The organism is Mesorhizobium sp. AR02, from assembly GCF_024746835.1.
GTDB lineage: Bacteria > Pseudomonadota > Alphaproteobacteria > Rhizobiales > Rhizobiaceae > Mesorhizobium.
The window spans coordinates 6,623,481-6,644,629 of record NZ_CP080531.1 but is presented as its reverse complement, the minus strand read 5'-3'; the positions used below and the strand labels follow the sequence as shown (position 1 = coordinate 6,644,629).

The 21,149-nt window shown below is 61.8% G+C and carries 26 protein-coding genes and 1 tRNA gene; 20 read left to right on the top strand and 7 right to left on the bottom strand.

What is annotated here, in order from left to right; translation table 11 throughout:
- Positions 1 to 48: 48 nt before the first annotated feature.
- Both DBIPINDM_RS36365 and DBIPINDM_RS36360 read left to right on the top strand, forming a co-directional pair.
- Entirely contained in the window at positions 49 to 732 is a 684-nt protein-coding gene (locus tag DBIPINDM_RS36365) for a phosphoglycolate phosphatase (RefSeq protein WP_258583765.1), read from the top strand.
- Between the two features lie 138 nt (positions 733 to 870).
- Positions 871 to 945, top strand: a tRNA-Val gene (locus DBIPINDM_RS36360).
- Between the two features lie 37 nt (positions 946 to 982).
- On the opposite strand, the gene DBIPINDM_RS36355 is transcribed toward DBIPINDM_RS36360, so the two are convergent.
- Positions 983 to 1,255, bottom strand: coding sequence for a hypothetical protein (locus DBIPINDM_RS36355; RefSeq protein ID WP_258583764.1), 273 nt, complete (start codon positions 1,253 to 1,255; stop codon positions 983 to 985).
- A 185-nt stretch (positions 1,256 to 1,440) separates the two neighbouring features.
- Here DBIPINDM_RS36355 and DBIPINDM_RS36350 point away from each other — a divergent pair, with 185 nt between their 5' ends.
- The 3 genes from DBIPINDM_RS36350 (at position 1,441) to DBIPINDM_RS36340 (ending at position 3,186) form a co-directional block, all read left to right on the top strand.
- Entirely contained in the window at positions 1,441 to 1,698 is a 258-nt protein-coding gene (locus tag DBIPINDM_RS36350; protein ID WP_258583763.1) for a PepSY domain-containing protein, read from the top strand.
- 151 nt (positions 1,699 to 1,849) lie between these two features.
- Complete coding sequence (locus DBIPINDM_RS36345; protein WP_258583761.1) at positions 1,850 to 2,590, top strand: lysozyme inhibitor LprI family protein; 741 nt, start codon at positions 1,850 to 1,852, stop codon at positions 2,588 to 2,590.
- Between the two features lie 113 nt (positions 2,591 to 2,703).
- Positions 2,704 to 3,186, top strand: coding sequence for a hypothetical protein (locus DBIPINDM_RS36340; protein WP_258583760.1), 483 nt, complete (start codon positions 2,704 to 2,706; stop codon positions 3,184 to 3,186).
- Between the two features lie 3 nt (positions 3,187 to 3,189).
- On the opposite strand, the gene DBIPINDM_RS36335 is transcribed toward DBIPINDM_RS36340, so the two are convergent.
- On the bottom strand, positions 3,190 to 5,079 hold the full coding sequence (locus DBIPINDM_RS36335; RefSeq protein WP_258583759.1) for a L,D-transpeptidase family protein: 1,890 nt from the start codon (positions 5,077 to 5,079) through the stop codon (positions 3,190 to 3,192).
- Between the two features lie 210 nt (positions 5,080 to 5,289).
- A complete protein-coding gene (locus tag DBIPINDM_RS36330; RefSeq protein ID WP_258583758.1) occupies positions 5,290 to 6,036 on the bottom strand; it encodes a 3-oxoacyl-ACP reductase family protein in 747 nt (248 codons plus the stop codon).
- A gap of 100 nt (positions 6,037 to 6,136) precedes the next feature.
- Here DBIPINDM_RS36330 and DBIPINDM_RS36325 point away from each other — a divergent pair, with 100 nt between their 5' ends.
- Both DBIPINDM_RS36325 and DBIPINDM_RS36320 read left to right on the top strand, forming a co-directional pair.
- Positions 6,137 to 6,751: a TetR/AcrR family transcriptional regulator gene (locus tag DBIPINDM_RS36325; RefSeq protein WP_258583757.1), complete on the top strand. Its 615-nt coding sequence runs from the start codon at positions 6,137 to 6,139 to the stop codon at positions 6,749 to 6,751.
- Positions 6,752 to 6,896: 145 nt separating this feature from the next.
- Positions 6,897 to 7,292, top strand: coding sequence for a rhodanese-like domain-containing protein (locus DBIPINDM_RS36320; RefSeq protein WP_258583756.1), 396 nt, complete (start codon positions 6,897 to 6,899; stop codon positions 7,290 to 7,292).
- 12 nt (positions 7,293 to 7,304) lie between these two features.
- Here the strand turns inward: DBIPINDM_RS36320 and DBIPINDM_RS36315 are convergent, their stop codons facing one another.
- Positions 7,305 to 8,216: an alpha/beta hydrolase gene (locus DBIPINDM_RS36315; RefSeq protein WP_258583755.1), complete on the bottom strand. Its 912-nt coding sequence runs from the start codon at positions 8,214 to 8,216 to the stop codon at positions 7,305 to 7,307.
- A 47-nt stretch (positions 8,217 to 8,263) separates the two neighbouring features.
- Between DBIPINDM_RS36315 and DBIPINDM_RS36310 the strand changes: the two genes are divergently transcribed.
- Complete coding sequence (locus tag DBIPINDM_RS36310; RefSeq protein ID WP_019858112.1) at positions 8,264 to 8,716, top strand: MarR family winged helix-turn-helix transcriptional regulator; 453 nt, start codon at positions 8,264 to 8,266, stop codon at positions 8,714 to 8,716.
- A gap of 24 nt (positions 8,717 to 8,740) precedes the next feature.
- On the opposite strand, the gene DBIPINDM_RS36305 is transcribed toward DBIPINDM_RS36310, so the two are convergent.
- From DBIPINDM_RS36305 to DBIPINDM_RS36295, 3 genes are all read right to left on the bottom strand, one after another.
- Positions 8,741 to 9,352 carry a pyridoxamine 5'-phosphate oxidase family protein gene (locus tag DBIPINDM_RS36305; RefSeq protein WP_258583754.1) on the bottom strand — a complete coding sequence of 204 codons (612 nt, stop codon included), beginning with the start codon at positions 9,350 to 9,352 and terminating at the stop codon, positions 8,741 to 8,743.
- A gap of 242 nt (positions 9,353 to 9,594) precedes the next feature.
- Complete coding sequence (locus tag DBIPINDM_RS36300) at positions 9,595 to 11,220, bottom strand: S53 family peptidase (RefSeq protein ID WP_258583753.1); 1,626 nt, start codon at positions 11,218 to 11,220, stop codon at positions 9,595 to 9,597.
- Between the two features lie 283 nt (positions 11,221 to 11,503).
- A complete protein-coding gene (locus tag DBIPINDM_RS36295; RefSeq protein WP_258583752.1) occupies positions 11,504 to 11,857 on the bottom strand; it encodes a DUF971 domain-containing protein in 354 nt (117 codons plus the stop codon).
- A 194-nt stretch (positions 11,858 to 12,051) separates the two neighbouring features.
- Here DBIPINDM_RS36295 and moaA point away from each other — a divergent pair, with 194 nt between their 5' ends.
- From moaA to DBIPINDM_RS36235, 12 genes are all read left to right on the top strand, one after another.
- A complete protein-coding gene (gene moaA / locus DBIPINDM_RS36290) occupies positions 12,052 to 13,047 on the top strand; it encodes a GTP 3',8-cyclase MoaA (protein ID WP_258583751.1) in 996 nt (331 codons plus the stop codon).
- 54 nt (positions 13,048 to 13,101) lie between these two features.
- Positions 13,102 to 13,575 carry a hypothetical protein gene (locus DBIPINDM_RS36285; protein WP_258583750.1) on the top strand — a complete coding sequence of 158 codons (474 nt, stop codon included), beginning with the start codon at positions 13,102 to 13,104 and terminating at the stop codon, positions 13,573 to 13,575.
- A gap of 119 nt (positions 13,576 to 13,694) precedes the next feature.
- Positions 13,695 to 14,054: a hypothetical protein gene (locus DBIPINDM_RS36280; protein ID WP_096445990.1), complete on the top strand. Its 360-nt coding sequence runs from the start codon at positions 13,695 to 13,697 to the stop codon at positions 14,052 to 14,054.
- A gap of 182 nt (positions 14,055 to 14,236) precedes the next feature.
- Positions 14,237 to 15,157, top strand: coding sequence for a DMT family transporter (locus tag DBIPINDM_RS36275; protein ID WP_258583749.1), 921 nt, complete (start codon positions 14,237 to 14,239; stop codon positions 15,155 to 15,157).
- A gap of 43 nt (positions 15,158 to 15,200) precedes the next feature.
- Positions 15,201 to 15,827, top strand: a complete 627-nt coding sequence (gene mobA, locus DBIPINDM_RS36270; RefSeq protein ID WP_258583748.1) for a molybdenum cofactor guanylyltransferase MobA — start codon at positions 15,201 to 15,203, stop codon at positions 15,825 to 15,827.
- A complete protein-coding gene (gene mobB, locus DBIPINDM_RS36265) occupies positions 15,824 to 16,327 on the top strand; it encodes a molybdopterin-guanine dinucleotide biosynthesis protein B (protein ID WP_258583747.1) in 504 nt (167 codons plus the stop codon). The genes mobA and mobB overlap by 4 nt, the downstream gene beginning before the upstream one ends.
- Before the next feature lie 159 nt (positions 16,328 to 16,486).
- Positions 16,487 to 17,272 (top strand): ABC transporter substrate-binding protein, encoded by a 786-nt coding sequence (locus tag DBIPINDM_RS36260; RefSeq protein ID WP_202354404.1) that lies wholly within the window; start codon positions 16,487 to 16,489, stop codon positions 17,270 to 17,272.
- Positions 17,273 to 17,352: 80 nt separating this feature from the next.
- Positions 17,353 to 18,072, top strand: coding sequence for an ABC transporter permease (locus tag DBIPINDM_RS36255; RefSeq protein WP_258583746.1), 720 nt, complete (start codon positions 17,353 to 17,355; stop codon positions 18,070 to 18,072).
- A complete protein-coding gene (locus DBIPINDM_RS36250; protein ID WP_258583745.1) occupies positions 18,069 to 18,890 on the top strand; it encodes an ABC transporter permease in 822 nt (273 codons plus the stop codon). Before DBIPINDM_RS36255 ends, DBIPINDM_RS36250 begins: the two co-directional genes overlap by 4 nt.
- Before the next feature lie 106 nt (positions 18,891 to 18,996).
- Complete coding sequence (locus DBIPINDM_RS36245; RefSeq protein WP_258583744.1) at positions 18,997 to 19,866, top strand: NAD(P)-dependent oxidoreductase; 870 nt, start codon at positions 18,997 to 18,999, stop codon at positions 19,864 to 19,866.
- Between the two features lie 6 nt (positions 19,867 to 19,872).
- A complete protein-coding gene (locus tag DBIPINDM_RS36240) occupies positions 19,873 to 20,577 on the top strand; it encodes a DNA alkylation repair protein (RefSeq protein ID WP_258589428.1) in 705 nt (234 codons plus the stop codon).
- The gene (locus DBIPINDM_RS36235) at positions 20,537 to 21,115 is read left to right on the top strand and encodes a GNAT family N-acetyltransferase (protein ID WP_258583743.1); all 579 of its coding nucleotides are present in this window, start codon (positions 20,537 to 20,539) and stop codon (positions 21,113 to 21,115) included. Before DBIPINDM_RS36240 ends, DBIPINDM_RS36235 begins: the two co-directional genes overlap by 41 nt.
- Positions 21,116 to 21,149 lie beyond the last annotated feature (34 nt).

The following is a 21,149-nucleotide window of genomic DNA, read 5'->3' as shown; positions in this document are numbered from 1 at the left end:
CCGCAGCCGCTATCGCCTGCCTATGCACAAAATTGCGCAGGATGGATCATGAGTCGCCCGATCATCGTGTTCGACCTCGACGGAACGCTGATTGACACGGCGCCGGACTTGCTCGACAGCCTCAATCACAGTCTGGCCGCCAGCGAACTCACTGCCGTCGACGAGGCCGGCTTCAGGCGCTTCGTCGGCCATGGCGGCCGCGTGATGATAGAGCGGGCGCACGCCGCCCAGCAGCGCTCGCTCGACGTCGCCGAGCACGACCGGCTGCTAAAGCTGTTCCTCGATCACTACACCGACAACATTCCCGGCAAATCCCGCCCCTACCCCGGTGTCATCGAGGCGATCGCGCGCTTCGAGAAGGCGGGCTATCTCCTCGCCATCTGCACCAACAAATACGAGGCCAACTCGCTGGCGCTGATCGATGCGCTCGGCCTGACCAGGCATTTCGCGGCGATCGCCGGCCAGGACACATTCGCGTTCCGCAAACCCGATCCGCGCCACCTGATAGAGACCATCAAGCTGGCCGGCGGCGATCCGCACCGCGCTCTGATGGTTGGTGATTCGCAGACAGACATCGACACCGCCAAGGCCGCCGGCATTCCGGTGGTGGCGGTCGATTTCGGCTACACCGACCGCCATGTGCGGGAATTCGAGCCCTCGGCAGTGATTTCGCATTTCGACGCGCTGACGGTGGAACTGGCGGAGAAGCTGATCAACGCCGCAGGACACTGAACGGCCAGCGACCGGCATCTGCTCGCGACAGGCCCGAAGAGCCAAGAATCTGATCGCCGTGAGAACGCCAGACACCGCCTTGACTTAACCGGCCGGCCTCCCTTATATCGCGGCTCGCTTGGCCTTCGGGCAACGAGCGGGCGATTAGCTCAGCGGGAGAGCACACCCTTCACACGGGTGGGGTCGCAGGTTCAATCCCTGCATCGCCCACCATTTCCTTTCCTGAAATTTCGCCCCCTGGCCGGCACAACTAACAACTACAACTCGCCCCTTCCCCGCCAAAATTCTTCTGGGCGAAATTCAGGGCGCTGCTGTAGCTCGTGTAGCTCTGGAACTGGCAGACGTTGGAACCGTTCTGGACCTTCATCTGCTCAAGATCCCAGAATGATACCTCGATGCGGTCGTCAGCGCAGTAGACTGTGTAGCGTTCCGGTTCCAGCACCCTGGCTTTCTGCACGGGCATGGAAACGGTCGGGATGGAAAGCACTGACAGTGCAAGCATGACGACATGACGCGTGCGCATATGGACCCCCAAGTGAACCGCCAGCAATATGGCAACGAATAGTGAAGCGGCGCATCGTGTTTTTTTGGCGGACGGCTTTTCTTCTGGGCGGCTGCAAGTCGATGGACTGAATGGTCCCACATTCCCGCTACGGAACAAACCGGAGCACCAGCGAGTTTCTGTCCCAGGAAAATTGAGGGAAAGCCATGTCCAGATTTCTGCTGACGACGAGCGTCGCCGTTCTTCTCGCCGCCGGGCCGGCCTTTGCCGCGGATGAAGCTCCGTTGCCGCCGCAAAATGCCAAGAAGCTGTCGGAGATTCTCGCCAAGGTCGAGCAGCGCGACGGCTTTCGCTACGTGAAGGAGGTCGACTGGGACAAAGATGCCTACGTCGTTACCTACTACACGTCCGACAAGGCAAAGGTCGAAATCACCTATGATCCGGTGACGGCCGAACCCAAATAGGGCCGTCGGTTCTCCATTCGACAGGTCCACCTGTTTTCTCCCCGAGCGCCTCGATGGCCAATCGGACTGCCGCAAATTGTCCATCCTTGGCGTGTGATATGCACGTCAGGCGCGCAGCGCCTTGGGCAATCCAGTTGGCTTGGGGACAGTCATGCGATTTTCCGTTCGAACCGATGTCATGCTCGTCTTCGCCAGCATCCTGGTCACGGACTTCCTTGGCGTCGCTCCGGCGCGGGCCGACGGGCCGTCCTTCGACTGCGCCAAGGCAAGCCTGCCGACGGAAAAGGCGATCTGCGCCGATCCGCAGCTGTCGGCCATCGATCTGCTGGTTGCCAAGGCCTACAAGGGGTTCGAGCCGGCCTTCGGCGGCGACAAGCGCAAGATCGCCCGCGGGCTGATTGCCGACCGCAATGCCTGCAAGAACGATATCGCCTGCATCGCCAGCGTGCTGAACAACGCTTTGCAGACCTATGGCAATGCGCCGTCATGGGTGCAGGATTATAACGTCGCGCTGATCGGCAAGAAGGCGCTGGATGCCGCTGCGCGCAACCCTGGTAACCGCGATCAGCCCCTCCCCTCGGCCGTCGGGCAATGCGCGACCACGCATATCAAGACGCTGACCACGCGGCTTGGCGACGACCCGCTGGAAACGGCCCCGCCTGAGGGAGGCAGCGCCGCCACGTTTACCAATGGCGGCGGAGCCGTCTCCTATGATCGCGAGCCTGGCCTGGCCGCCTCGAAGGTCGGCGAACCCGTCGTGATGTGCCTGATCGCGATTCCCAGGGATTGCCCCAAAGACGACGACCGCGGCCGGGTCTATTATTCCCTCGACCTCGTCGCCAAGGGCAGCTGGGCCCTGCCGGACTCCGAGCATCTGTGCGGCGGCGCCTGATCAGCCCTGCGTCGCGATCCACGAATGCCTGCCAAAGGGCCCGCTCTGTGCTGCCCTTGCGCCGGACTGTCTTTGATGGCTGACTGCAATGGTTGACTGCGCCGCATGGGGGGATGGGCATGGCGACGGCGAAGCACGTGATGAAGCGCATCCTGATGATGCTTGCCGGCTATCTGGTCGCCGTCCTCGTCGGCCTGGTCGCTGTCGTGGCGATCTACGCCGCGCTTAGTTCCCTGCCCAACGCGCCGGCGTATTTCGACGTCATGGGCGTCAGCCCGATCGCGGTCCTGGTGGTGCCGCCGCTCGGCATGTTCGTTTATTTCCTGACGATTGTCGTGACCGGGCTGCAGACGCTGATCTTCGCGCTGATCGCCGAGTTCTTCTCGTTGCGCAACTTTCTGATGCACATGTTTTTCGGCGCCGCCGCCGCTGCAGGCGGCTTCTTCCTGATCTGGCCGGGTTCGGCTGAGGACATGGATCCGGAGCGATGGGCCGACATCGGCATCATCGCCGCCGCCGGCCTCTTCGCCGGATTGATCTATTGGCTGATTGCTGGGCGGGAGGCGGGTTTCCGCCGCCCGTTTTCGCAAGGTTGACTATCAGCTTGACGGCGAACGTACCGCCTCGGTGGCGTCCAGCGCCTGCTTCAGCCGCGAGTCGCGGTCGTAGACATCGCTGAAATACTCGACCTTGCCGGACATGTCGGGCCATGCGGTGAAATAGGCGACATAGACCGGGATCTTGCGCGTCACATCCTCGGTCGCATGTCCGTGCTTCAGCTTCTCGGCGACATAGTCGACCGAGGTACCGAGCACCGCCGCCGCCATGCCGCGCGGATCCTCCAGGCGCACGCAGCCATGGCTGAGCGCACGCATGTCCTGCTTGAAGAACGATTTCTGCGGCGTGTCGTGCATGTAGATGGCGTGCTTGTTGGGGAACAGGATCTTCAGTTCGCCCAGCGCATTGGCCTCGCTCGGCTGCTGGCGCACGCTGTAGGGAATGTTCGCGCCATAGGCGCCCCAATTGACTGCCGACGACGGAATGCGCTTGCCGCGCGAATCCGTCACCTCGTAGCCGGCCCGATCGAGATAACCGGGATCGCTGCGCAACCGGGGCAGCATCTCATTGACGATGATCGACTGCGGCACGCCCCAATAGGGATGGAAGTCGACCTGCTTGATCTGGTCGTAGAAGAAGGCCGTCTGGTTGGTGACCCGGCCGACAACGACGCGCGTCTTCAGCTTTTCCTCGCCATTGTCGATGTAGCTCGCGGTGAACGCAGGCTGGTTGATGAAGACACGCGGGCTGCCAAGATCGGAAGGCAGCCAGCGCAGTTCCTCCAGCGCCACCTGCACCTTGAGCAGCCTGTCGGCCTTCGACGTGCCGGCCAGCAAGGCGACGGTGCGCGGACCGATGACGCCGTCGCCCTTCATGCCTTCTTTCACCTGCACTGCCTTGATCAGCGGAATGAGCTCGGGGACGTAGACCTCGCTGGTCGCCAGCCGCGACAGGACCTCACCATAGGTGCCGCCCATCTCGTCATCGAGATTGCGCGCGATCAGCGACAGCAGCTTCGGCAATTCGGGGCTGGTCTGGCCTGGCTTCAGCAGCAGCTTGGGATCGACGACGATCTCGTTCTCGGCACTGGCCTGCAGCGATTCCAGCTCGACGCGCAGCGCCTGATATTCGGCATTCTGCGGATGCCGCGATTCGAGATAGGTGCGCACTTCCTGTGTATGCGCCAGCGTCTTCAGCACGCCGACCATGTCGAGCGGCTTGGCCGGAAAATCATAGTAGCCGGTCATCCGGTTGGGCTCGACACGGCCGTTCTGGGCGTCGTGGGCGTAGCGCAAGACGCGCGCCGACAGCGCCATCTCGAAGCGCACGATTTCCCTGAGCTTGGCCGCGTCATCCGCTGAGCCCGAAGTCGCGGCCGGCACATCGACCGTGTAGTCGGCGGGCGTCAGGCCATAGCTCGCGGCCTCGCCGAGCACCCGCACCGCATCCTGGGCGCGGTTGTTGGGGCTGGTTCCGTTCACCCAGATGAAATCCGGATTGGCTGAGTAGTAGGCGATCAATGCCTTGGCGATGTCGGGCTCTGCATAGAGCTCATAGTCGCTGAGACCGGCAATGGCTTCGTGGAAAGCAGCCCCCGTTGCCGACGGAACAAACGCGGCGTCCTGCGCCGTCGCGGGCTGCGGCGCCGCGGACAGCGTCGAGAAGTCGACGCGCACCAGCTTGTCGGCCTTGTAGGTGTAGTAGGACGGGCTGCTGATCTTTACGCCGCCACCGCCGCCGCCACCGGCCGGCGCTTTGGGTCTGTGCTTTGGTGGTGGAGGCGGAAACTCGCCTTGCGGCTGATGCCTGATGCCGCCGCCGAACAGCATGTCGAAGAGCCCTTGCGCGCCTGCCTGAGGCGCGCCGAGGGCGAGCGTTGCCGCGATCGCCACAAGCGGCATCGCGGTTGCTTTTTTACCGAGGAATTTCATGGATCACCCGCTCCGGCCGCAACCGGTTCCCGTTCCGCACGCTAGACCGTCTCGCTCACCGCATGGCGGATGTAAGGCGCGACTATACCGATTCATACCGATTTCGTTAAGCTTTCATAAATTTCGGAAAGCCTGTTGCAGAACGGTTTCACAACATCGTGACGGCTGGAGCGCGGGTGTTTCGCTCCAGCCCGAAGAACTCCTCAAAAATCAGGCGTTGGCGCCGCCGTTGATGGTCAATGCGGCACCGGTCACGAAACGTCCCTCCGGACCGGCAAGCCAGGCAACCATGCCGGCGATGTCATCGGCCTTGCCGAATCGCGGCGTCGCCATCTTCTGGCGCTGGTGTTCGGCATGCGGCCCATCCGCCGGGTTCATGTCAGTATCGGTCGAGCCGGGATGGACGACGTTGGCGGTGATGCCGCGCGGACCGAGGTCGCGCGCCAGAGCCTTGGTCAAACCGACCAGCGCCGCCTTGCTGGCGGAATAGGCGCCGAGGCTGGTGTCGGTGACGCGTTCGGCGAGATTGCTGCCGATCGAGATGATCCTGCCGCCCTCGCCCATATGCGCGGCTGCCGCTTTGGAGGCGATGAACGGAGCCCTCAGATTGACCGCCATGGTCTCGTCGAAGTCGGCTAACGACAATGTATCGATGGGTGCCGCGCGCCAGATGCCGGCGCTGTTGACCAGGATGTCGAGCCGGCCGAATGCAGCCACGGCGTCATCAACGGCCTTGTCTATTGCTTCGGCATCGCGGTTGTCGGCCTTGATCGCGATGGCGCGGCCGCCCTTGGCTTCTATCTCGGCGACGACCGAGCGGGCCTGTTCCTCGCCATGCACATAGGTCAAGGCAACATCGGCGCCATCGGCTGCGAGCCTTCGCGCGATCGCCGCCCCGATGCCGCGGCTGCCGCCGGTAACGAGCGCCGCCTTGCCGTTCAAATTGCTGGTGGACATCTGTTTCTCCATTTATGTAGTGATTGATACATAAATACCTGTCAGGCTTGTCCGGCGACGTCAACTGATTTATGTATCGATCAACACAGAAAAGAGAGTCATGTCGGAAAGAGGCCGTCCCCGCACCTTCGATCGAACCGCAGCCTTGCGGCGCGCGATGGACGTGTTTTGGGCCAAGGGTTACGAAGGCGCGTCGATAAGCGACCTTGCCGCCGCGATGGGCATCAATTCGCCCAGCCTTTACGCCGCCTACGGTAGCAAGGAGGCGCTGTTCCTCGAGGCTACGGATTTCTATTCGCGCGTCGAGGGCCCGGACATCTGGCAGGCGCTGGACGAGGCGCCGACCGCGCGCCTGGCGATCGAGCTCTTCTTGAGCCGCACCGCGAAGGCCTATTCGCAGACCGATCGTCCGCAAGGCTGCCTGATCACGCTTGGCGCGCTGCATCAGGATTCAACGAGTGGCCCGATCTGCGCTGACCTGCGCCGCCGCCGCGCCGAGAACCATTCTGCTTTGCAGAAGCGCCTTGAGCGGGCTGTTGCCGAAGGCGAATTGCCTGCCGACTTCGATTGCGGTGCCGTAGCGACCTTCTACGCCACGGTGCAGCACGGCATGTCGATCCAGGCGCGCGACGGCGCTTCGTGCACCGCGCTGATGGCGACGGTCACTGGCGCGATGGCTGCTTGGCAGACGCTGGGGGGCACCGACAGAGCGTGACAAACGCCGGCCATTGTGGTGGAGATTCAATGCATGTCGCCCAAAAGTGATCTCGGTTTTGGGAGAACGACATGCATAAAACAAAGACCTGAAGCGCGACGCGCTTCAGACAGCCAGCCAAAAGCGCGTTCGGGAGGATAAGTCTGTGAAAAAGGGGTATCGCGAACTGCTGGACGAGGCCAACGCCGAGATCGAAGTGGTTTCACCGGAGGAAGCCGCAGGGCTGCTCGATGACGAAGGCACGATCTTCGTCGACCTGCGCGATCCGCGCGAGGTGGAGCGCGACGGAAAAATACCCGGCGCCAAACATGTCACACGCGGCATGCTGGAATTCTGGATCGATCCCGAAAGCCCCTATCACAAGCCGTTCTTTGCCTCGGGCAAGAGTTTTGTTTTCTTCTGCGCCGGCGGCTGGCGCTCGGCGCTGGCCACCAAGACGGCGCAGGATATGGGCCTGTCCCCGGTCAAGCACATCCTTGGCGGCTACACCGCCTGGAAGGCGGCCGGACTGCCTGTCGAGCCCGGCGAGAAGAAGAAGTAACCGGACTGCGTCTCAATGCAGCAGCGACGGCTCACGGTGCTCCGCGACGAAGGCAACGGCGCGTTCGACCACGCCCTTGTCCGCAAGAATGCGGCGGTGGCCGAGCCCATCGGCCCAGTGCAGCCGCACATGGCCGCCGGCCCCAGCGTAGCGTTTCGCGTGCTCGGCCGGCACTTCGCGATCGTCCGGCGCGTGGATCACCAGCGTCGGCACCGGCGCCTGGGCGAGCTGGCGGTCGCCGGTGAATTCATGCAGCGGCCGGCCGGACAAATGTTGGACACGGTCCGCCATCGCGACCTGCGAGCGCGGCCCGACATTGAGCATGCGGCTGAAGTCGGCGAAGATCGCCGGCAAGGAGCTTGGCGCTGCGATCAGCACAAGCCGTCCAGCCGCCAGCGGCGGAATGTTCTTGACCGAACCGGCAATGGCATTGGCGGCAACGGCGCCGCCGAAAGAATGGCCCACCGCCGCAACAAACGGGCCGAACCATTCGCCGGCAACTCGCACCGCGTCAACCGCGTTGACCATGTTCAGGTGTCGGCCCTGCGAATGGCCATGGCCCGGCAGGTCAAGCGAAACGACCCTGTAGCCGGCCGCGCGATAGCCCTCGATCAAGGCGCGCATGTATTCGGTGCGCGAACGCCAGCCATGAACGACAAGCACAGTGCCAAGAGCGGCCCTGCCCGGCTCCGGCCGGAATTCGTGCACCATGACGCAGCCGGTCTTGGTCTTCAGCCGATGATGGCGCGCCTCGGTCATGAACTCCGCGGCTCGGCCGATGGCGCGGCGCTCACCGTCGGTCAGCGTCTTGGTGCTCGGCGTACGGCAGAACAGTTCGAACGCCGCGCGCCCGGTGATGCGCGGCGCAATATGTTCGGCAGCACCAAATACGCTGCGGATGACCTTCAGCCCGATTGATGCCATAGTGAGAATCCATCCATACGTTCAAGCATGAACATAATAGTTCAAAGATGAACAATAAACAAGAGCTACCCTGGGACAACCCGCGTTTTCGCAACTGGGTCGCGGTGGCGCGCGCCTGCCATGTGCTGGAGCGCACGTTGGCGGTGAAACTTGCGCCGCTGGACCTGAAGCCGGCGCAGCTCGACGTGCTGATGAACCTCTACCGCCATCCCGGCATGTCGCAGCACGACCTTGCCCGCAAGCTGCTCGTCGGCCGCTCCAACATCACCATGCTGCTGCCGCAGCTGGAGACGCGCGGCCTGCTGCGCCGCGAAGGCGACGAGAAGGACAAGCGCATCTTGCGGCTCGCCTTGACCGAAGCCGGCGAAGCGCTGCTGATGCAGGCGCTGAAAGTGCATATGGCGCTGATCGAGAAGGCGATGAGCCAGTCGACACCGGAACAGTGCGACATGATCGGCGAGCAGATGCGCAAGATCTATGAGGTTCTCAAGGAAGCCTGAGCGCCGTTTCGGCTAGGCGTCCGCTCACCACATCGTCTTCTTCGCCCGCTCCGGCCATTCCTTGTCATAGGTTTCGCCGTCGATGTTCTTGCGGCTGGTGATTTCCAGGATCTGTCCGGGTGTCGGCAGCGATTTCGGGTCGACATGTTTGGCCGGGTTCCAAAGCTCGGAGCGGACAATGGCACGGGCGCACTGGAAATAGACCGAATCGAAATCGATGACGGTCACCGACCGCGCCGCCTTGCCGTCCACCATGAAGGACGCGCAAAGTGTGGCGTCCGTGGTGATATGGGCCCGGCCGTTGATACGCAGCGTCGTGCCGGAGCCCGGCACCAGGAACAAGAGGCCGACACGCGGATCCCGGATGATGTTTCGCAGCGAATCGGCGCGATTGTTGCCGCGCCGGTCCGGCATCATCAGCGTCCTCGGATCGACGATACGCACAAAGCCGGCGAGATCGCCGCGCGGCGAACAGTCCAGCCCCTCTGGGCCGCTGGTGGCCAGCGCGACAAAGGGCGAAGCCTCGATGAAGGCGGCATATTCGGGAATAACGTGGTCAAGTTCCTTGACCAGCGAGGCTTCGCCTGGAACGCCATAGAGTGCTTCGAGCTGTTCGACCGTGGTGATGAGCGACATCTTTTTCGTCTCCGAACCTTTGTCGGCGCTACTCCACATCGATGACGTTTTGACGACATCCATGACGTTTGGCGACGGCGACGAGTTAGGCGGAGAATTTTGCGATTGACGGCATCCCGCACGCAACGCCTTCCTTGCCATCACGGCTTACCCAAAGCGAGCCATCTGCCGCAAGCGACATTGCGCATTCACCGAAACGCCATCCTGAGAACAACCGACTGTCACGCAAGGAAAGCCGCTGGTCAGATTGCCTGCAACGAATTTAGAAGACTGACGCCATCAGGGACTCCCCAACCTGTGACGGCGTCGAACCCAGGCCCGGCCTTGTAACCCTTGCCCGGTTGGGGATTGGACGTATTGTTGCCTGAGGCAACATCGCGCGAGGAAATCTTGCCGATAGGCTTGCCCGTTTCGCCGTTCTTGTAAAGCATTGGGGTCAGGAAACGATGCCGTTTGCTTTGCGGCAACTGGGTATAGATTCGCGCGATCAGCGCTGCCCACAGTGGCGCAGACGCACTGGTGCCGCCACTCGGCTGCGGTTTTCCAAGGAATATCAGGTCATAGAATGGCTCTCCCGCCAGCGCCGACACATCGGGCACCACTCGGCCATCGATGCTGCCATGGTTCAGAGAAACGACGTGAACATCTTGCCAAGCTGGGCGAGGGAAAAGCGTACTCACGCCGCCTCCCGTCGCGCCACCGCCACTGTTGGTCCTGCGACCTGGCGTTTCCCACCAAGTTACCTCTTTCACGTCGGCGCCCGCAGCCTTCAACATAGTCCCACCTACCCCCAACACGAACGGGCTGCAGGCAGGAAAGTCGACATGTGCATTGCCGTCGTCGATCTGGTCACCCGAACCGTCGTCTCCCGACGAGACGCATACGGTGATGCCCAGCAGCCGAGCCGCGTTCAACCTATCGGCAATGGCGTTGATTGCATTTGCCGACCAACCACTGTCGTCTTCGGCGAGTCCCCAACTAATCGACAGCACGGCCGGATTCGCGGTAATTACTGCGTTGAGGAGGTCCACCCACCCACCCTGATCAAAGGTCGAAAAATAAACAGAAATATTCGCTTTGGGGCACAAACCGGCGATGATCTCGACATCCATCATCACCTCGATACTGGTGTCCAACTGCTCCTTTCGCTTCTTCGGAGGTAGCGCAAGAATCTGCTGCAGGGTATAGGCGGGAGCATCGACAGGTACGGTTTGAACGTTGGCCACTGGCCGTTTGAACTTGCCACAGTAGGCGATCAAATCGTCAGCGAAATAGCCACCACCGAACTCGGCGATTGCGATGCTCTGGCCCGCACCATCGCCCGGGGGAAAGTTGTAGCGCCGTTCGATATCTGTCGGCTTCAACGGAAGAAGGGTTGCATCGGGGATCGCTGCGGCGGCCGGTGATTTGCGACGCGCCATCTGCCTCTGATCGAGTCCAAAAATGCCCGTTACAATGCCCTTGAGTTCGGCTGGGATCTGCAGCGTGCCTTGCCTGCCACGATACTCGCCCTGGTCCGGCGACCGCATTATGGCCAAGCCAGGCTTGAAGGCCGCCTCCATGGCAGCTGCCGTTCCGCTAACGGTCATGCTGCGTGTCGCCAGCGAAACTGAGTCCACTGCAAGGCCATATTTCCTGAGCGATGTCGCGACCTTCTCGGCATCCTGCTTTCGGGCTCCAAATTTCTCCGCCAACTCCGCAGGCGTCAAAGTTTGGTCAATATAGTCGCTCGAATCTGGAAGCTTGGGGCCGGAAAGGCCGATGGTGACCGAGATCCTTTGCTTGGGATCGATTTCGCCGACCCGTCTTGCATCCGGGTCCTTTGCTCGTTTACTTCCACGAAGAACGATGTGCGTTTTGACAGCCATAGTACCCCTCCCAAGGCTAGCGTCTTTAAGAAAGTATTACATTGCCGTAAAACAAAACACAGGGTAACGAAGAATTTACCTGCACGCACCCTAGTCTCTTTGAATGTCTGGGTTAATCGGCGCCCGGTCTCGAAACCTCGTTGCGCATACGCGCAGCAGCACGACGGGAGCGAGCGCCTTCAACTATGCAGCGTTCCGTCCGACGCGTCGGCCTGCCTTCCAGCCATCGCCTTGAAATCCCGATATCGACAAATCGGGAATCTCGTCGACTTCGTGAATCGCTCTAACGCTCCCGGCTCAAGCCTTTTTCCGCAAGCTCCGCCAGATAGGCATTCCAGCGCTCATCCTTCTCGTGGCCGAGCGTGTGCAGGTACTTCCAGGTGAAAATGCCGGTGTCATGGAAATCATCGAAGGTGATGCGCACCGCATAGTTGCCGACCGGCTCGATCTTCAGGATGGCCACATTGCGCTTGCCAGGAACCGTCACCCGCTGGTCGGGTGAATGACCCTGCACCTCGGCCGATGGCGAGGCAACGCGCAACAACTCCGCCGGCAGTTCGAATGGCTGGTGATTGGGAAAGGTGACCGACAGCAGTTTGCGGTCCTTGGAGACCCTGAGTTCTTTTGGTGCGGTCATGCTGTTTGATCCCGTATCGATTGCCCTTCCCTACGCCGCTTCGCGAAAGGGGAAAAGTCCTGATGATGCCGACCGACACACGGTGTCGGCTCCGGGATGTTACCAAAGATCGAGACGCGGTATCTTGAATGGCCGGCCGCTTCGTATCACATAGCAGTATATAACGAAGCCGCCTCACGGGAAGCGCTTGAAGCATGGACATGATCGACCCCTTCGGTCGCACGATCAATTACCTGCGCGTGTCGGTCACCGACCGCTGCGATTTTCGTTGCACCTATTGCATGGCCGAGGACATGACCTTCCTGCCGAAGAAGGACCTGCTGTCGCTGGAAGAGCTGGACCGGCTCTGCACCGTCTTCATAGAAAAAGGTGTCAAAAGGCTGCGCCTCACTGGCGGTGAGCCGCTGGTGCGCAAGAACATCATGCATCTGGTGCGCCAGCTGTCGCGCCACCTCGAGAGCGGCGCGCTGGAGGAACTGACGCTGACCACCAACGGGTCGCAGCTGTCGCGCTTCGCCGCCGAACTCGCCGATTGCGGCGTCAAGCGCATCAACGTCTCGCTCGACACGCTCGACGCCGACAAGTTCCACCAGATCACCCGCTGGGGTCACCTCGGCAAGGTCATGGATGGCATCGATGCCGCTCAGGCGGCCGGGCTAAAGGTCAAGCTCAACGCGGTGGCACTGAAGGATTTCAACGACGCCGAACTGCCCGACATGATGCGCTGGGCGCATGGCCGCGGCATGGACCTCACCGTCATCGAAACCATGCCGATGGGTGAGATCGACGCCGACCGCACCGACCAGTATCTGCCGCTGTCGCTGCTGCGCGCTTCGCTGGAGCGCCAGTTCACGCTGACCGACATTCCCCTCAAGACCGGCGGCCCTGCCCGCTATGTCCACGTCGCCGAGACCGGCGGCAAGCTCGGCTTCATCACGCCGATGACGCATAATTTCTGCGAAAGCTGCAACCGCGTCCGGCTGACCTGCACCGGCACGCTCTATATGTGCCTCGGCCAGGAAGATGCGGCCGACCTGCGCGCGCCCTTGCGCGCGTCCGAAGGCAATGAGCTGGTCGCCGACGCGATCGACGAGGCCATCGGCCGCAAGCCGAAAGGCCATGACTTCATCATCGACCGCCGTACCAGCCGTCCATCGGTGTCACGGCATATGAGCGTCACTGGCGGCTGATTTTTTCGAAAATTCATGCAACATCGCTCTGGCTCTATTGGCTTCGAGGCGAGCATGCGGCGACATTCTTCGTTCCTGGCAACTGTCGTTATCATTGCGGCGACCAGTGCCGCCGCCGCACCTTCCACCTATGTGAACGAGCGCTTCGGCACGGTCTGCACCTTTCCCGACGAGATTTTCACCGATCGTCAGCCTGAACCCGACAATGGCGACGGACAGGTTTGGCTGAGCGCGGATGGCGCCAGCCTGACCTGCTCCGGCATCCTCAACGTCGACGACGACACGCCGAAAGGCTTTGTCGCCGATGAAAGGGCAAGCAAGGAACCTGGCTACACCGTCACCTACAGCAAGGTCGGCAAGAACTGGGCGGTGCTGTCGGGCATGAAGGATGGAAAGATCTTTTACGAGCGGCGCCTGTTCGGCAGGGATGGCGTCATCCGCACGGTCTGGATCGAGTATCCGCCGGCCCTGAAGGCAAAATACGACCCGCTCGTCGGCGCCATTGCCGACAGTCTCAAGGGACAGTGAGTATTTCGGATCACACCCCAGAAAAAGTCTTGTTCGCCTACCGCCGCCGGATTTACGGCCAGCTTGTTCCGGCCTAGCCTTTCGTCCGAAGCGGCTCTTCGCTGATAGGGGGACACGTCATGCGCAAACTCATTCTTTCTCTTGCATTGCTTGGCTTCACGGCCCTGCCCGCGGCGGCCCAGTCGATCGGCGGCACCTATACCGTCGCCGGCACCAACTTCGATGGCTCGGCCTATGGCGGCGAAGCCACCATCACGCTGACCAGCGGGACGACCTGCACGATCCACTGGGAGACGGGTGGTTCATCCTCGGACGGCATCTGCATGCGCAACGACGACGCATTCTCCGCGGGCTATGTGATGGGCAAGGATATCGGCCTCGTCGTCTACAAGGTCGAGGATGACGGGTCGCTGCATGGTCTGTGGACCATCGCCGGCAAGGAAGGCAACGGCACCGAGATACTGACGCCGAAGAAATAGACATCGCCGAGGCTGTACAGCTTCCGGGAGGCGGAGCCGCCTCCCGGACAGATTCGTGCCGAATTCAGGACGTGATTTCACGCCGGCGATGCCGGATGGCCCGGTCCTGGCCCAGCCCTTTGCCATTGCTGTTTCGCGGCGGGCTGTTACAGGCTTGCTTGCCCAAGCAACCGGTAGATGTCTTGCCCCTTTCACCAAATCTTCGCGGCGCGTTGTTCATGATGGTGGCGATGGTTGGCTTCACGCTCAACGACGCCATCACCAAATACTCTTCGCAATCGATGAACATGGCGCAGGTCATGCTGATCAGAGGGGCATTTGCCTCGCTCTTCGTCGGCCTGCTGGCCTGGCAGCGTGGCGCGCTTTTGCGGCCGCGCCTGATGCTGCAGCCGCTGGTGGCAATCCGCGTCCTGGGCGAAGCAGGCGGCACCGTGTCCTTCCTGGTGGCGCTTGCCCATTTGCCGATCGGCAGTGTGTCAGCCGTTCTTCAGGCGCTGCCGCTGGCGGTGACGATGGGTGCCGCGCTGTTTTTCGGCGAAGCGGTCGGCTGGCGGCGCTGGCTGGCGATCGCCATCGGTTTTGCCGGCGTGATGGTCATCGTCCGGCCGGGCTTCGACGGCTTCAGCCTATATTCCCTTTGGGCGCTGGCCAGCGTCGCATGCTGCACCGTGCGTGATCTCGCCACCAAGCGCATCCCCCAGACCATACCGACGATGCTGGTCTCGACCGCCACCGCACTGGCAATGACCGTTGTCGGCGCGGTGCTGTTGTCGCCGATGGGTGGCTGGACGCCGATGACCGGCAAGAGCACGATGCTGCTGGCGCTGGCGGCGGTGCTCGTGCTCATCGGCTATCAGTTCATCATCATGGCGATGCGCTCGGGCGAAATCTCCTTCATCGCGCCGTTCCGCTACACGGCGCTCCTCTGGTCCATCCTGCTTGGCTTGATCGTCTTCGGCGACATACCGGACATGCCGATGATCGTCGGCGCAACAATCGTCGTCGGCTCGGGTCTCTATGCGCTCTATCGCGAGCGGGTGGTCGGCCGGCGAAGGATCGTCGCCGAAACCACCGGGCCGGCCATGGCGCCGGATGGAATGTAGCCGGGCCTTGTGATTTCCAGCGGCTGGCGTACAGGCTCGATGCATGAGGCGACATATAGCAGGGATCATTCTGGCCGGTGGCCAGTCAAGGCGGATGGGAGGCGGCGACAAGAGCTTGTTGCCGCTTGGCGGCGGCAGCGTGCTTGACCAGGTCCTGTCGCGCTTTGCCCCGCAGATCGAAACCCTGGCGCTGAGCGCCAATGGCGATCCCGAGCGCTTTGCCCGTTTCGGGTTGCCCGTGCTTGCCGACAGCGTCGAAGGCTTTGCCGGGCCGCTCGCCGGCATTCTGACAGGCCTCGAATGGGCCGCTGCCGGCACGCCTTGCAAGGCAATCGTTACCGCTGCCGGCGACACGCCCTTCCTGCCGCTTGATCTCGTCGACCGCCTGGCGGCTGCGGCCGGCCAACATCCCGGTTCGATAGCCGTCGCTTCCTCGGCCGGCCGGCGGCACCCGACCTTCGCGCTGTGGCCGACCGATTGCCGCGACGCCTTGTGGCATTTCCTGGTCGATGAGGACAACAGGCGGGTTTCGACCTTCATCGAGCGCCACGGCCATGTCGAGGTGGAATTCCCGGTCCTGCAATCGGCGGGGCTCGATCCTTTCTTCAACATCAATGTGCCGGACGACCTTGCCCAAGCCGGGCGCCTGTTGCAGAGCATGACACCATGAACATCTTCGGCATCACCGGCTGGAAAAACTCCGGCAAGACCACACTGACCGAAAAGCTGGTCGCCGAGCTTGTGCGGCGCGGCTGGAAGGTCTCGACCGTCAAGCATGCCCATCATGATTTCGACATCGACAAGCCGGGCGCCGACAGCTTCCGCCATCGGCAGGCCGGCGCCACCGAGGTGGCGATCGTGTCCGGCAATCGCTGGGCGCTGATGCACGAATTGCGTGGCGAGGATGAGCCGCCGCTGGAGGGGATCCTCTCGCGGCTCGCCCTATGCGACATCGTGCTGGTGGAAGGCTACAAGCGCGAATCCCACCGCAAGATCGAAACCCGGCGCCTGGAGGCGAAGGAGCGGACGCCGCTTTCAGCGGGCGATCCCAATATTGTCGCCATCGCCGCGGACTTCGCCGTCACCGACGAGAGCCTGCCGGTATTCGACCTCGACGACGTAAAATCGATAGTCGACTTCATCGAGCGCACCACCGGCCTCGTTGCTTGAGAACTAACCTAACGGCAGAACCCCATTACCGATTTCGGTGGTTTTGCAGTTGCTTTTTTCTTGGAAAGAGTGGGAGTATCGCCTCAGCGGGCGGTCAAAAAGCACCGCCCCACAGAGCCGTTTCGGAACGACGGCCGGGACCATAAAGAGAGGACTATCATGCGTATTGCACTGCGTATCGCGCTCGCCGCATCGGCTGCGCTGCTGACGCTCGGCGTCGCCCAGGCCCAGGAGAAGACCCTGCGGATCGGCACCGAAGGCGCCTATCCCCCTTTCAACAACCTGACCTCCGACGGCAAGCTCGTCGGCTTCGACATCGACATCGCCCAGGCGCTTTGCGATCAGATGAAGGTCAAGTGCACCTTCGTCGCCCAGGATTGGGACGGCATCATCCCGGCGCTTCAGGCCGGCAAGTTCGACGCCATCGTCGCTTCGATGTCGATCACGCCGGAACGCAAGGAGAAGGTCGACTTCTCGCATAAATACTACAACACGCCGTCGGCGCTCGCCGTGCCGAAAGATTCGACGCTGAAGGGCGTGACCAAGGCAGATCTCGCCGGCAAGACCATCGGTGTCGCCACGACGACCACCCATTTCAACTATGCCTCGAAGACCTACACCGACAGCACCGTGAAGGGCTATCCGAGCAGCCCCGAGGAGCAGGCTGATCTTGCCAATGGTCGTCTCGACGCCATCGAGGACGATATTGTCGTGCTGCAGCAGTGGCTGGATTCGCCTGATGGCGCCTGCTGCAAGATTCTCGGCCAGCCGTCGCCGCAACCGGTCGAGATCTTCGGGCCGGGCGCCGGCATTGCCGTTCGCAAGGGCGAGACCGACCTGGTCAACAAGCTCAATGAGGCCATCGACGCCATCCGCGCCAATGGAAAATACAAGGAAATCAACGACAAGTACTTCAAGTTCGACGTCTACGGCGCCGAGTCCTGATAGACAAGATCAAGACGGCGGGGAAATTCCCCGCCGTCTTTCTATTCGTCTCGGAAATGCCGTGGAGATAAGATCCGTCAATGCCAGCCCAAAGCATATGGACACTTCTCAGTTGGGGACCTGATGGCTGGAGTGACGATATTGCCTATGGCGTCATTGTAACGGTTCTGCTCGCGCTGGCGACGCTTCCGATTGGTCTGACGATTGGCTTTTTCATTGCGCTCGGCAAGCAATCCGAAGAGCCCTCGCTGCGCCTCGCCGCCAATATCTACACCACGGTGTTTCGCGGCCTGCCGGAGCTGGTGACGCTTTTCCTGTTCTTCTTCGGCATGCCGATCCTGCTGCAGCACCTCATCCGATATTTCCGCCCCGAAGCGACCATCGATGTCAACAGCTTCGTCGCCGGCATGATCGTGCTCGCGCTGATCTTCTCATCCTACGCCAGCGAGGTTTTCCTGTCGGCCTTCCGCGCCATTCCGAAAGGCCAGTATGAGGGTGGCTATGCCATCGGTCTTTCCTACGGGCTCACCATGCGCAAGGTGATCGTGCCGCAGCTGTTGCGCATTGCGTTTCCCGGCCTCGAGAATTGCTGGCTCAGCCTGTTGAAGGACACCTCTCTGGTGTCGGTCGTCGGTCTCGCGGAGACGTTGCGCAATGCTGGCGTCGCCGCTCGCGTGACCAAGCATTCCTTCCTGTTTTACGGCGTGGCGGCGCTCGTCTTTCTCGGTCTGGCCGTCGTGTCATCCTTCGCCACCAGCGCCATTTTGCGCTCGCTTGGCAAACGGGAGGCACAACGATGAGCGCCACAGCCACCATGGTCGAACGGCCACCACCGCGAGCCCGCGGTTGGCCGCGAAGGCGAATCGTCGGCTATGCGCTGGTCTGCCTGTGGATAGGCTTTGGCCTCGGCATCGTCGCCTACCTCTTCTTTGCCTGGAACGCACCCTTCTTCGGCAAATATGCGCCGGCCTATCTGCGCGGACTTGGCGTCACCCTGTCGCTTGTCGCCATCTCGATGGTGCTTGGCGCCGTCCTGTCGGTGCCTGTTGCTTATGGGCGTATGTCCAGGAACCGGATCCTGTCCGGTCTTGCCTATTGTTACGTCTATTTCTTCCGGGGCACGCCGCTGCTGGTTCAGACGTTTCTGGTCTATTACGGGTTGGGGTCGTTCAGACCGGAACTCCAGATGATCGGGCTCTGGGATTTTTTCAAGGACGCCTTCAACTGCGGCGTCTTCGCCTTTGCGCTCAACACCGCCGCCTACCAGGCCGAGATCCTGCGCGGCGCCATCGAAAGCGTGCCGAGGGGCCAATGGGAAGGGGCTGCCTCGCTCGGCCTGCACAAACTGCAGACGCTGCGCAAGATCATCCTGCCGCAAGCCCTGATCGTCGCCTTGCGGCCTTACGGCAATGAGCTGATCCTGATGGTCAAAGCTTCGGCAATCGTCGCCATCATCACCGTCTATGACCTGATGGGCAATGCAAAACTCGCCTTCGCCAATTCCTTCGACATCCAGGCCTATATCTGGGTCGCCCTGGTGTACCTTGTGATGGTCGAGTTGTTGCGCCATGCGATCGAATGGATCGAGCGCCGGATCACCATCCACCTGAAACGCTGACCCGTTCTCGGCTGTACCAGTCGATCGGACCACAGGCGTCTTGACGAAATGAGCGCAGGGCCTAGAGCTTGCGCAGCATTTTCGTTTCCGTCTGAAGGGCAAGTTCATGGCATCTGTGGCATTTCTCGGTCTTGGCGTTATGGGCTACCCCATGGCCGCACATCTCGCGAACAAGGGCGGCCACGAGGTCACCGTCTACAACCGCACCAAGGCCAAGGCCGAGCAATGGGTTGGCCAGCATGGCGGCAGCCTTGCTGTGACGCCGGCAGAGGCAGCCAAGGACAAGGACTTTGTCTTTTCCTGCGTCGGCAATGACGACGATCTGCGCTCGGTAACGACAGGTCCGGAAGGCGCCTTCAAATCGATGAAGAAAGGCTCGGTCTTCATCGACAACACCACGGCCTCGGCCGAGGTCGCGCGCGAATTGGCGCAAGCCGCGCAAGCGGGCGGGTTTTCATTTCTCGATGCGCCGGTTTCCGGTGGTCAGGCCGGCGCCGAGAACGGCGTGCTGACCGTCATGGTCGGTGGCGACCAGGCTGCCTTCGACAAGGCGAGGCCCGTCATCGATGCCTATGCCCGCATGGTCGGGCTGATGGGGTCGGCGGGCGCTGGCCAGCTGACCAAGATGATCAACCAGATCTGCATCGCCGGACTGGTGCAGGGACTGTCGGAAGGCATCCATTTCGGCAAGAGGGCCGGGCTCGACATCGAGAAGGTGATCGAGGTGATTTCCAAGGGTGCCGCCGGTTCCTGGCAGATGGAAAACCGGCACAAGACGATGAATGCCGGCAAGTATGATTTCGGCTTCGCCGTCGACTGGATGCGCAAGGACCTCGGCATCTGCCTGGCGGAGGCCGACCGCAACGGTGCCAGGCTGCCAGTGACGGCGCTTGTCGACCAGTTCTACAAGGATGTGCAGGCAATGGGCGGCAAGCGCTGGGACACGTCCTCGCTGCTGGCGCGGCTGGAGAAGTAGATGACCATGGCCCTGCCCGCTCCAGGCTGGACGGCGCAGGACATCGTCGCGCATCTGCGTTCGATCGGCACCGAGGAAAACCGCGCCGGCATGGCGCGGTTCGGCATCAACATCGCGACCGCGCTCGGCGTCGGCAATGCGGATTTGCGGCCATTGGCGCGCAAGCTGAAGCGCAACCATGAGCGGTCCCTGGCGCTGTGGGCCAGTGGCATTCGCGAAGCGCGGCTGATGGCGGCTTTCACCGGCGAACCGAAGAAGATCACCATCGAGGAATGCCGCCGCTGGGCCGGCGATTTCGATTCCTGGGAGATCGTCGATACTGTCTCCGACCTGTTCGTCGATACGCTGTTCTGGCGCCAGCTGATCGAGGACTTCGCGGCCGACGAGCGCGAATTCGTCCGCCGCACGGCCTTTGCCATGCTGGCTTGGGCAGCCGTGCATTTGAAAAAGGAGCCGGATTCAACGTTCCTGTCCTATCTGCCTTTGATCGAAGCCCATGCCGGCGATGAGCGCAACTTCGTCAGGAAAGCGGTCAATTGGGCGCTGCGGCAGATCGGCAAGCGCTCGATGAACCTGCACGCCCCTGCCCTGGCCCTGGCGCAGAAATTCGCCGGCTCCCCGGACAAGACCGTACGCTGGATCGGCAAGGACGCCGTGAAGGAACTGTCGGATGCCAAAACGCTCGAACGCCTCGCCGCCAGAAAAGTTTGATGTTGCCAATATTCGTTTCACCGAGGTGACGCGGGCAACACGCGGCAATTTCGAGACTTTGTTCGAGCAGCCGGGTGCGCCAAAATATTGCTGGTGCATGGCCTGGCGGCACTCGGGCCGCGAGCACATCCAGAACGATGAGAAGAAGCGTCAAATGACGGCGCTCGTCGATGCCGGCACGCCGGTCGGCATCCTCGCCGAGATCGACGGCAAGACCGTCGGCTGGTGCTCGGTCGCGCCACGCGAGACCTATCGCAGGCTTTCAAAGCAGCAGGATGACAGCGAGACGGGCGTATGGTCGGTCGTCTGCTTCTATGTGCCGAGGGTTTTGCGCGGCGGCGGCCTTGCTTCGGCCTTGCTCGATGCGGCCATTGACCATGCCTTCGCCGAGGGAGCGCGCCTCATTGAGGCCTATCCGGTGGCCGAGGCGTCGCCGAGTTATCGTTTCATGGGCTTTCGCGAGATGTTTGCGGCGCGGGGTTTCAAAGAGGCCGGCATGGCCGGTTCTCGCCGACATATGATGCGGCTCGAGCGCTGACGTCCGATCCATCGACATTCGCGTTTGGGAAGGA

Excerpts from the sequence above, each read along its gene's own strand:
- DBIPINDM_RS36365 (WP_258583765.1), top strand. The coding sequence starts at position 49 with ATGAGTCGCCCGATCATCGTGTTCGACCTCGACGGAACGCTGATTGAC.
- DBIPINDM_RS36355 (WP_258583764.1), bottom strand. The coding sequence starts at position 1,255 with ATGCGCACGCGTCATGTCGTCATGCTTGCACTGTCAGTGCTTTCCATC.
- DBIPINDM_RS36350 (WP_258583763.1), top strand. The coding sequence starts at position 1,441 with ATGTCCAGATTTCTGCTGACGACGAGCGTCGCCGTTCTTCTCGCCGCC.
- DBIPINDM_RS36345 (WP_258583761.1), top strand. The coding sequence starts at position 1,850 with ATGCGATTTTCCGTTCGAACCGATGTCATGCTCGTCTTCGCCAGCATC.
- DBIPINDM_RS36340 (WP_258583760.1), top strand. The coding sequence starts at position 2,704 with ATGGGCATGGCGACGGCGAAGCACGTGATGAAGCGCATCCTGATGATG.
- DBIPINDM_RS36335 (WP_258583759.1), bottom strand. The coding sequence starts at position 5,079 with ATGAAATTCCTCGGTAAAAAAGCAACCGCGATGCCGCTTGTGGCGATC.
- DBIPINDM_RS36330 (WP_258583758.1), bottom strand. The coding sequence starts at position 6,036 with ATGTCCACCAGCAATTTGAACGGCAAGGCGGCGCTCGTTACCGGCGGC.
- DBIPINDM_RS36325 (WP_258583757.1), top strand. The coding sequence starts at position 6,137 with ATGTCGGAAAGAGGCCGTCCCCGCACCTTCGATCGAACCGCAGCCTTG.
- DBIPINDM_RS36315 (WP_258583755.1), bottom strand. The coding sequence starts at position 8,216 with ATGGCATCAATCGGGCTGAAGGTCATCCGCAGCGTATTTGGTGCTGCC.
- DBIPINDM_RS36310 (WP_019858112.1), top strand. The coding sequence starts at position 8,264 with ATGAACAATAAACAAGAGCTACCCTGGGACAACCCGCGTTTTCGCAAC.
- DBIPINDM_RS36305 (WP_258583754.1), bottom strand. The coding sequence starts at position 9,352 with ATGTCGCTCATCACCACGGTCGAACAGCTCGAAGCACTCTATGGCGTT.
- DBIPINDM_RS36300 (WP_258583753.1), bottom strand. The coding sequence starts at position 11,220 with ATGGCTGTCAAAACGCACATCGTTCTTCGTGGAAGTAAACGAGCAAAG.
- DBIPINDM_RS36295 (WP_258583752.1), bottom strand. The coding sequence starts at position 11,857 with ATGACCGCACCAAAAGAACTCAGGGTCTCCAAGGACCGCAAACTGCTG.
- moaA (WP_258583751.1), top strand. The coding sequence starts at position 12,052 with ATGGACATGATCGACCCCTTCGGTCGCACGATCAATTACCTGCGCGTG.
- DBIPINDM_RS36285 (WP_258583750.1), top strand. The coding sequence starts at position 13,102 with ATGCGGCGACATTCTTCGTTCCTGGCAACTGTCGTTATCATTGCGGCG.
- DBIPINDM_RS36280 (WP_096445990.1), top strand. The coding sequence starts at position 13,695 with ATGCGCAAACTCATTCTTTCTCTTGCATTGCTTGGCTTCACGGCCCTG.
- mobA (WP_258583748.1), top strand. The coding sequence starts at position 15,201 with ATGAGGCGACATATAGCAGGGATCATTCTGGCCGGTGGCCAGTCAAGG.
- mobB (WP_258583747.1), top strand. The coding sequence starts at position 15,824 with ATGAACATCTTCGGCATCACCGGCTGGAAAAACTCCGGCAAGACCACA.
- DBIPINDM_RS36260 (WP_202354404.1), top strand. The coding sequence starts at position 16,487 with ATGCGTATTGCACTGCGTATCGCGCTCGCCGCATCGGCTGCGCTGCTG.
- DBIPINDM_RS36255 (WP_258583746.1), top strand. The coding sequence starts at position 17,353 with ATGCCAGCCCAAAGCATATGGACACTTCTCAGTTGGGGACCTGATGGC.
- DBIPINDM_RS36250 (WP_258583745.1), top strand. The coding sequence starts at position 18,069 with ATGAGCGCCACAGCCACCATGGTCGAACGGCCACCACCGCGAGCCCGC.
- DBIPINDM_RS36245 (WP_258583744.1), top strand. The coding sequence starts at position 18,997 with ATGGCATCTGTGGCATTTCTCGGTCTTGGCGTTATGGGCTACCCCATG.
- DBIPINDM_RS36240 (WP_258589428.1), top strand. The coding sequence starts at position 19,873 with ATGGCCCTGCCCGCTCCAGGCTGGACGGCGCAGGACATCGTCGCGCAT.
- DBIPINDM_RS36235 (WP_258583743.1), top strand. The coding sequence starts at position 20,537 with ATGCCAAAACGCTCGAACGCCTCGCCGCCAGAAAAGTTTGATGTTGCC.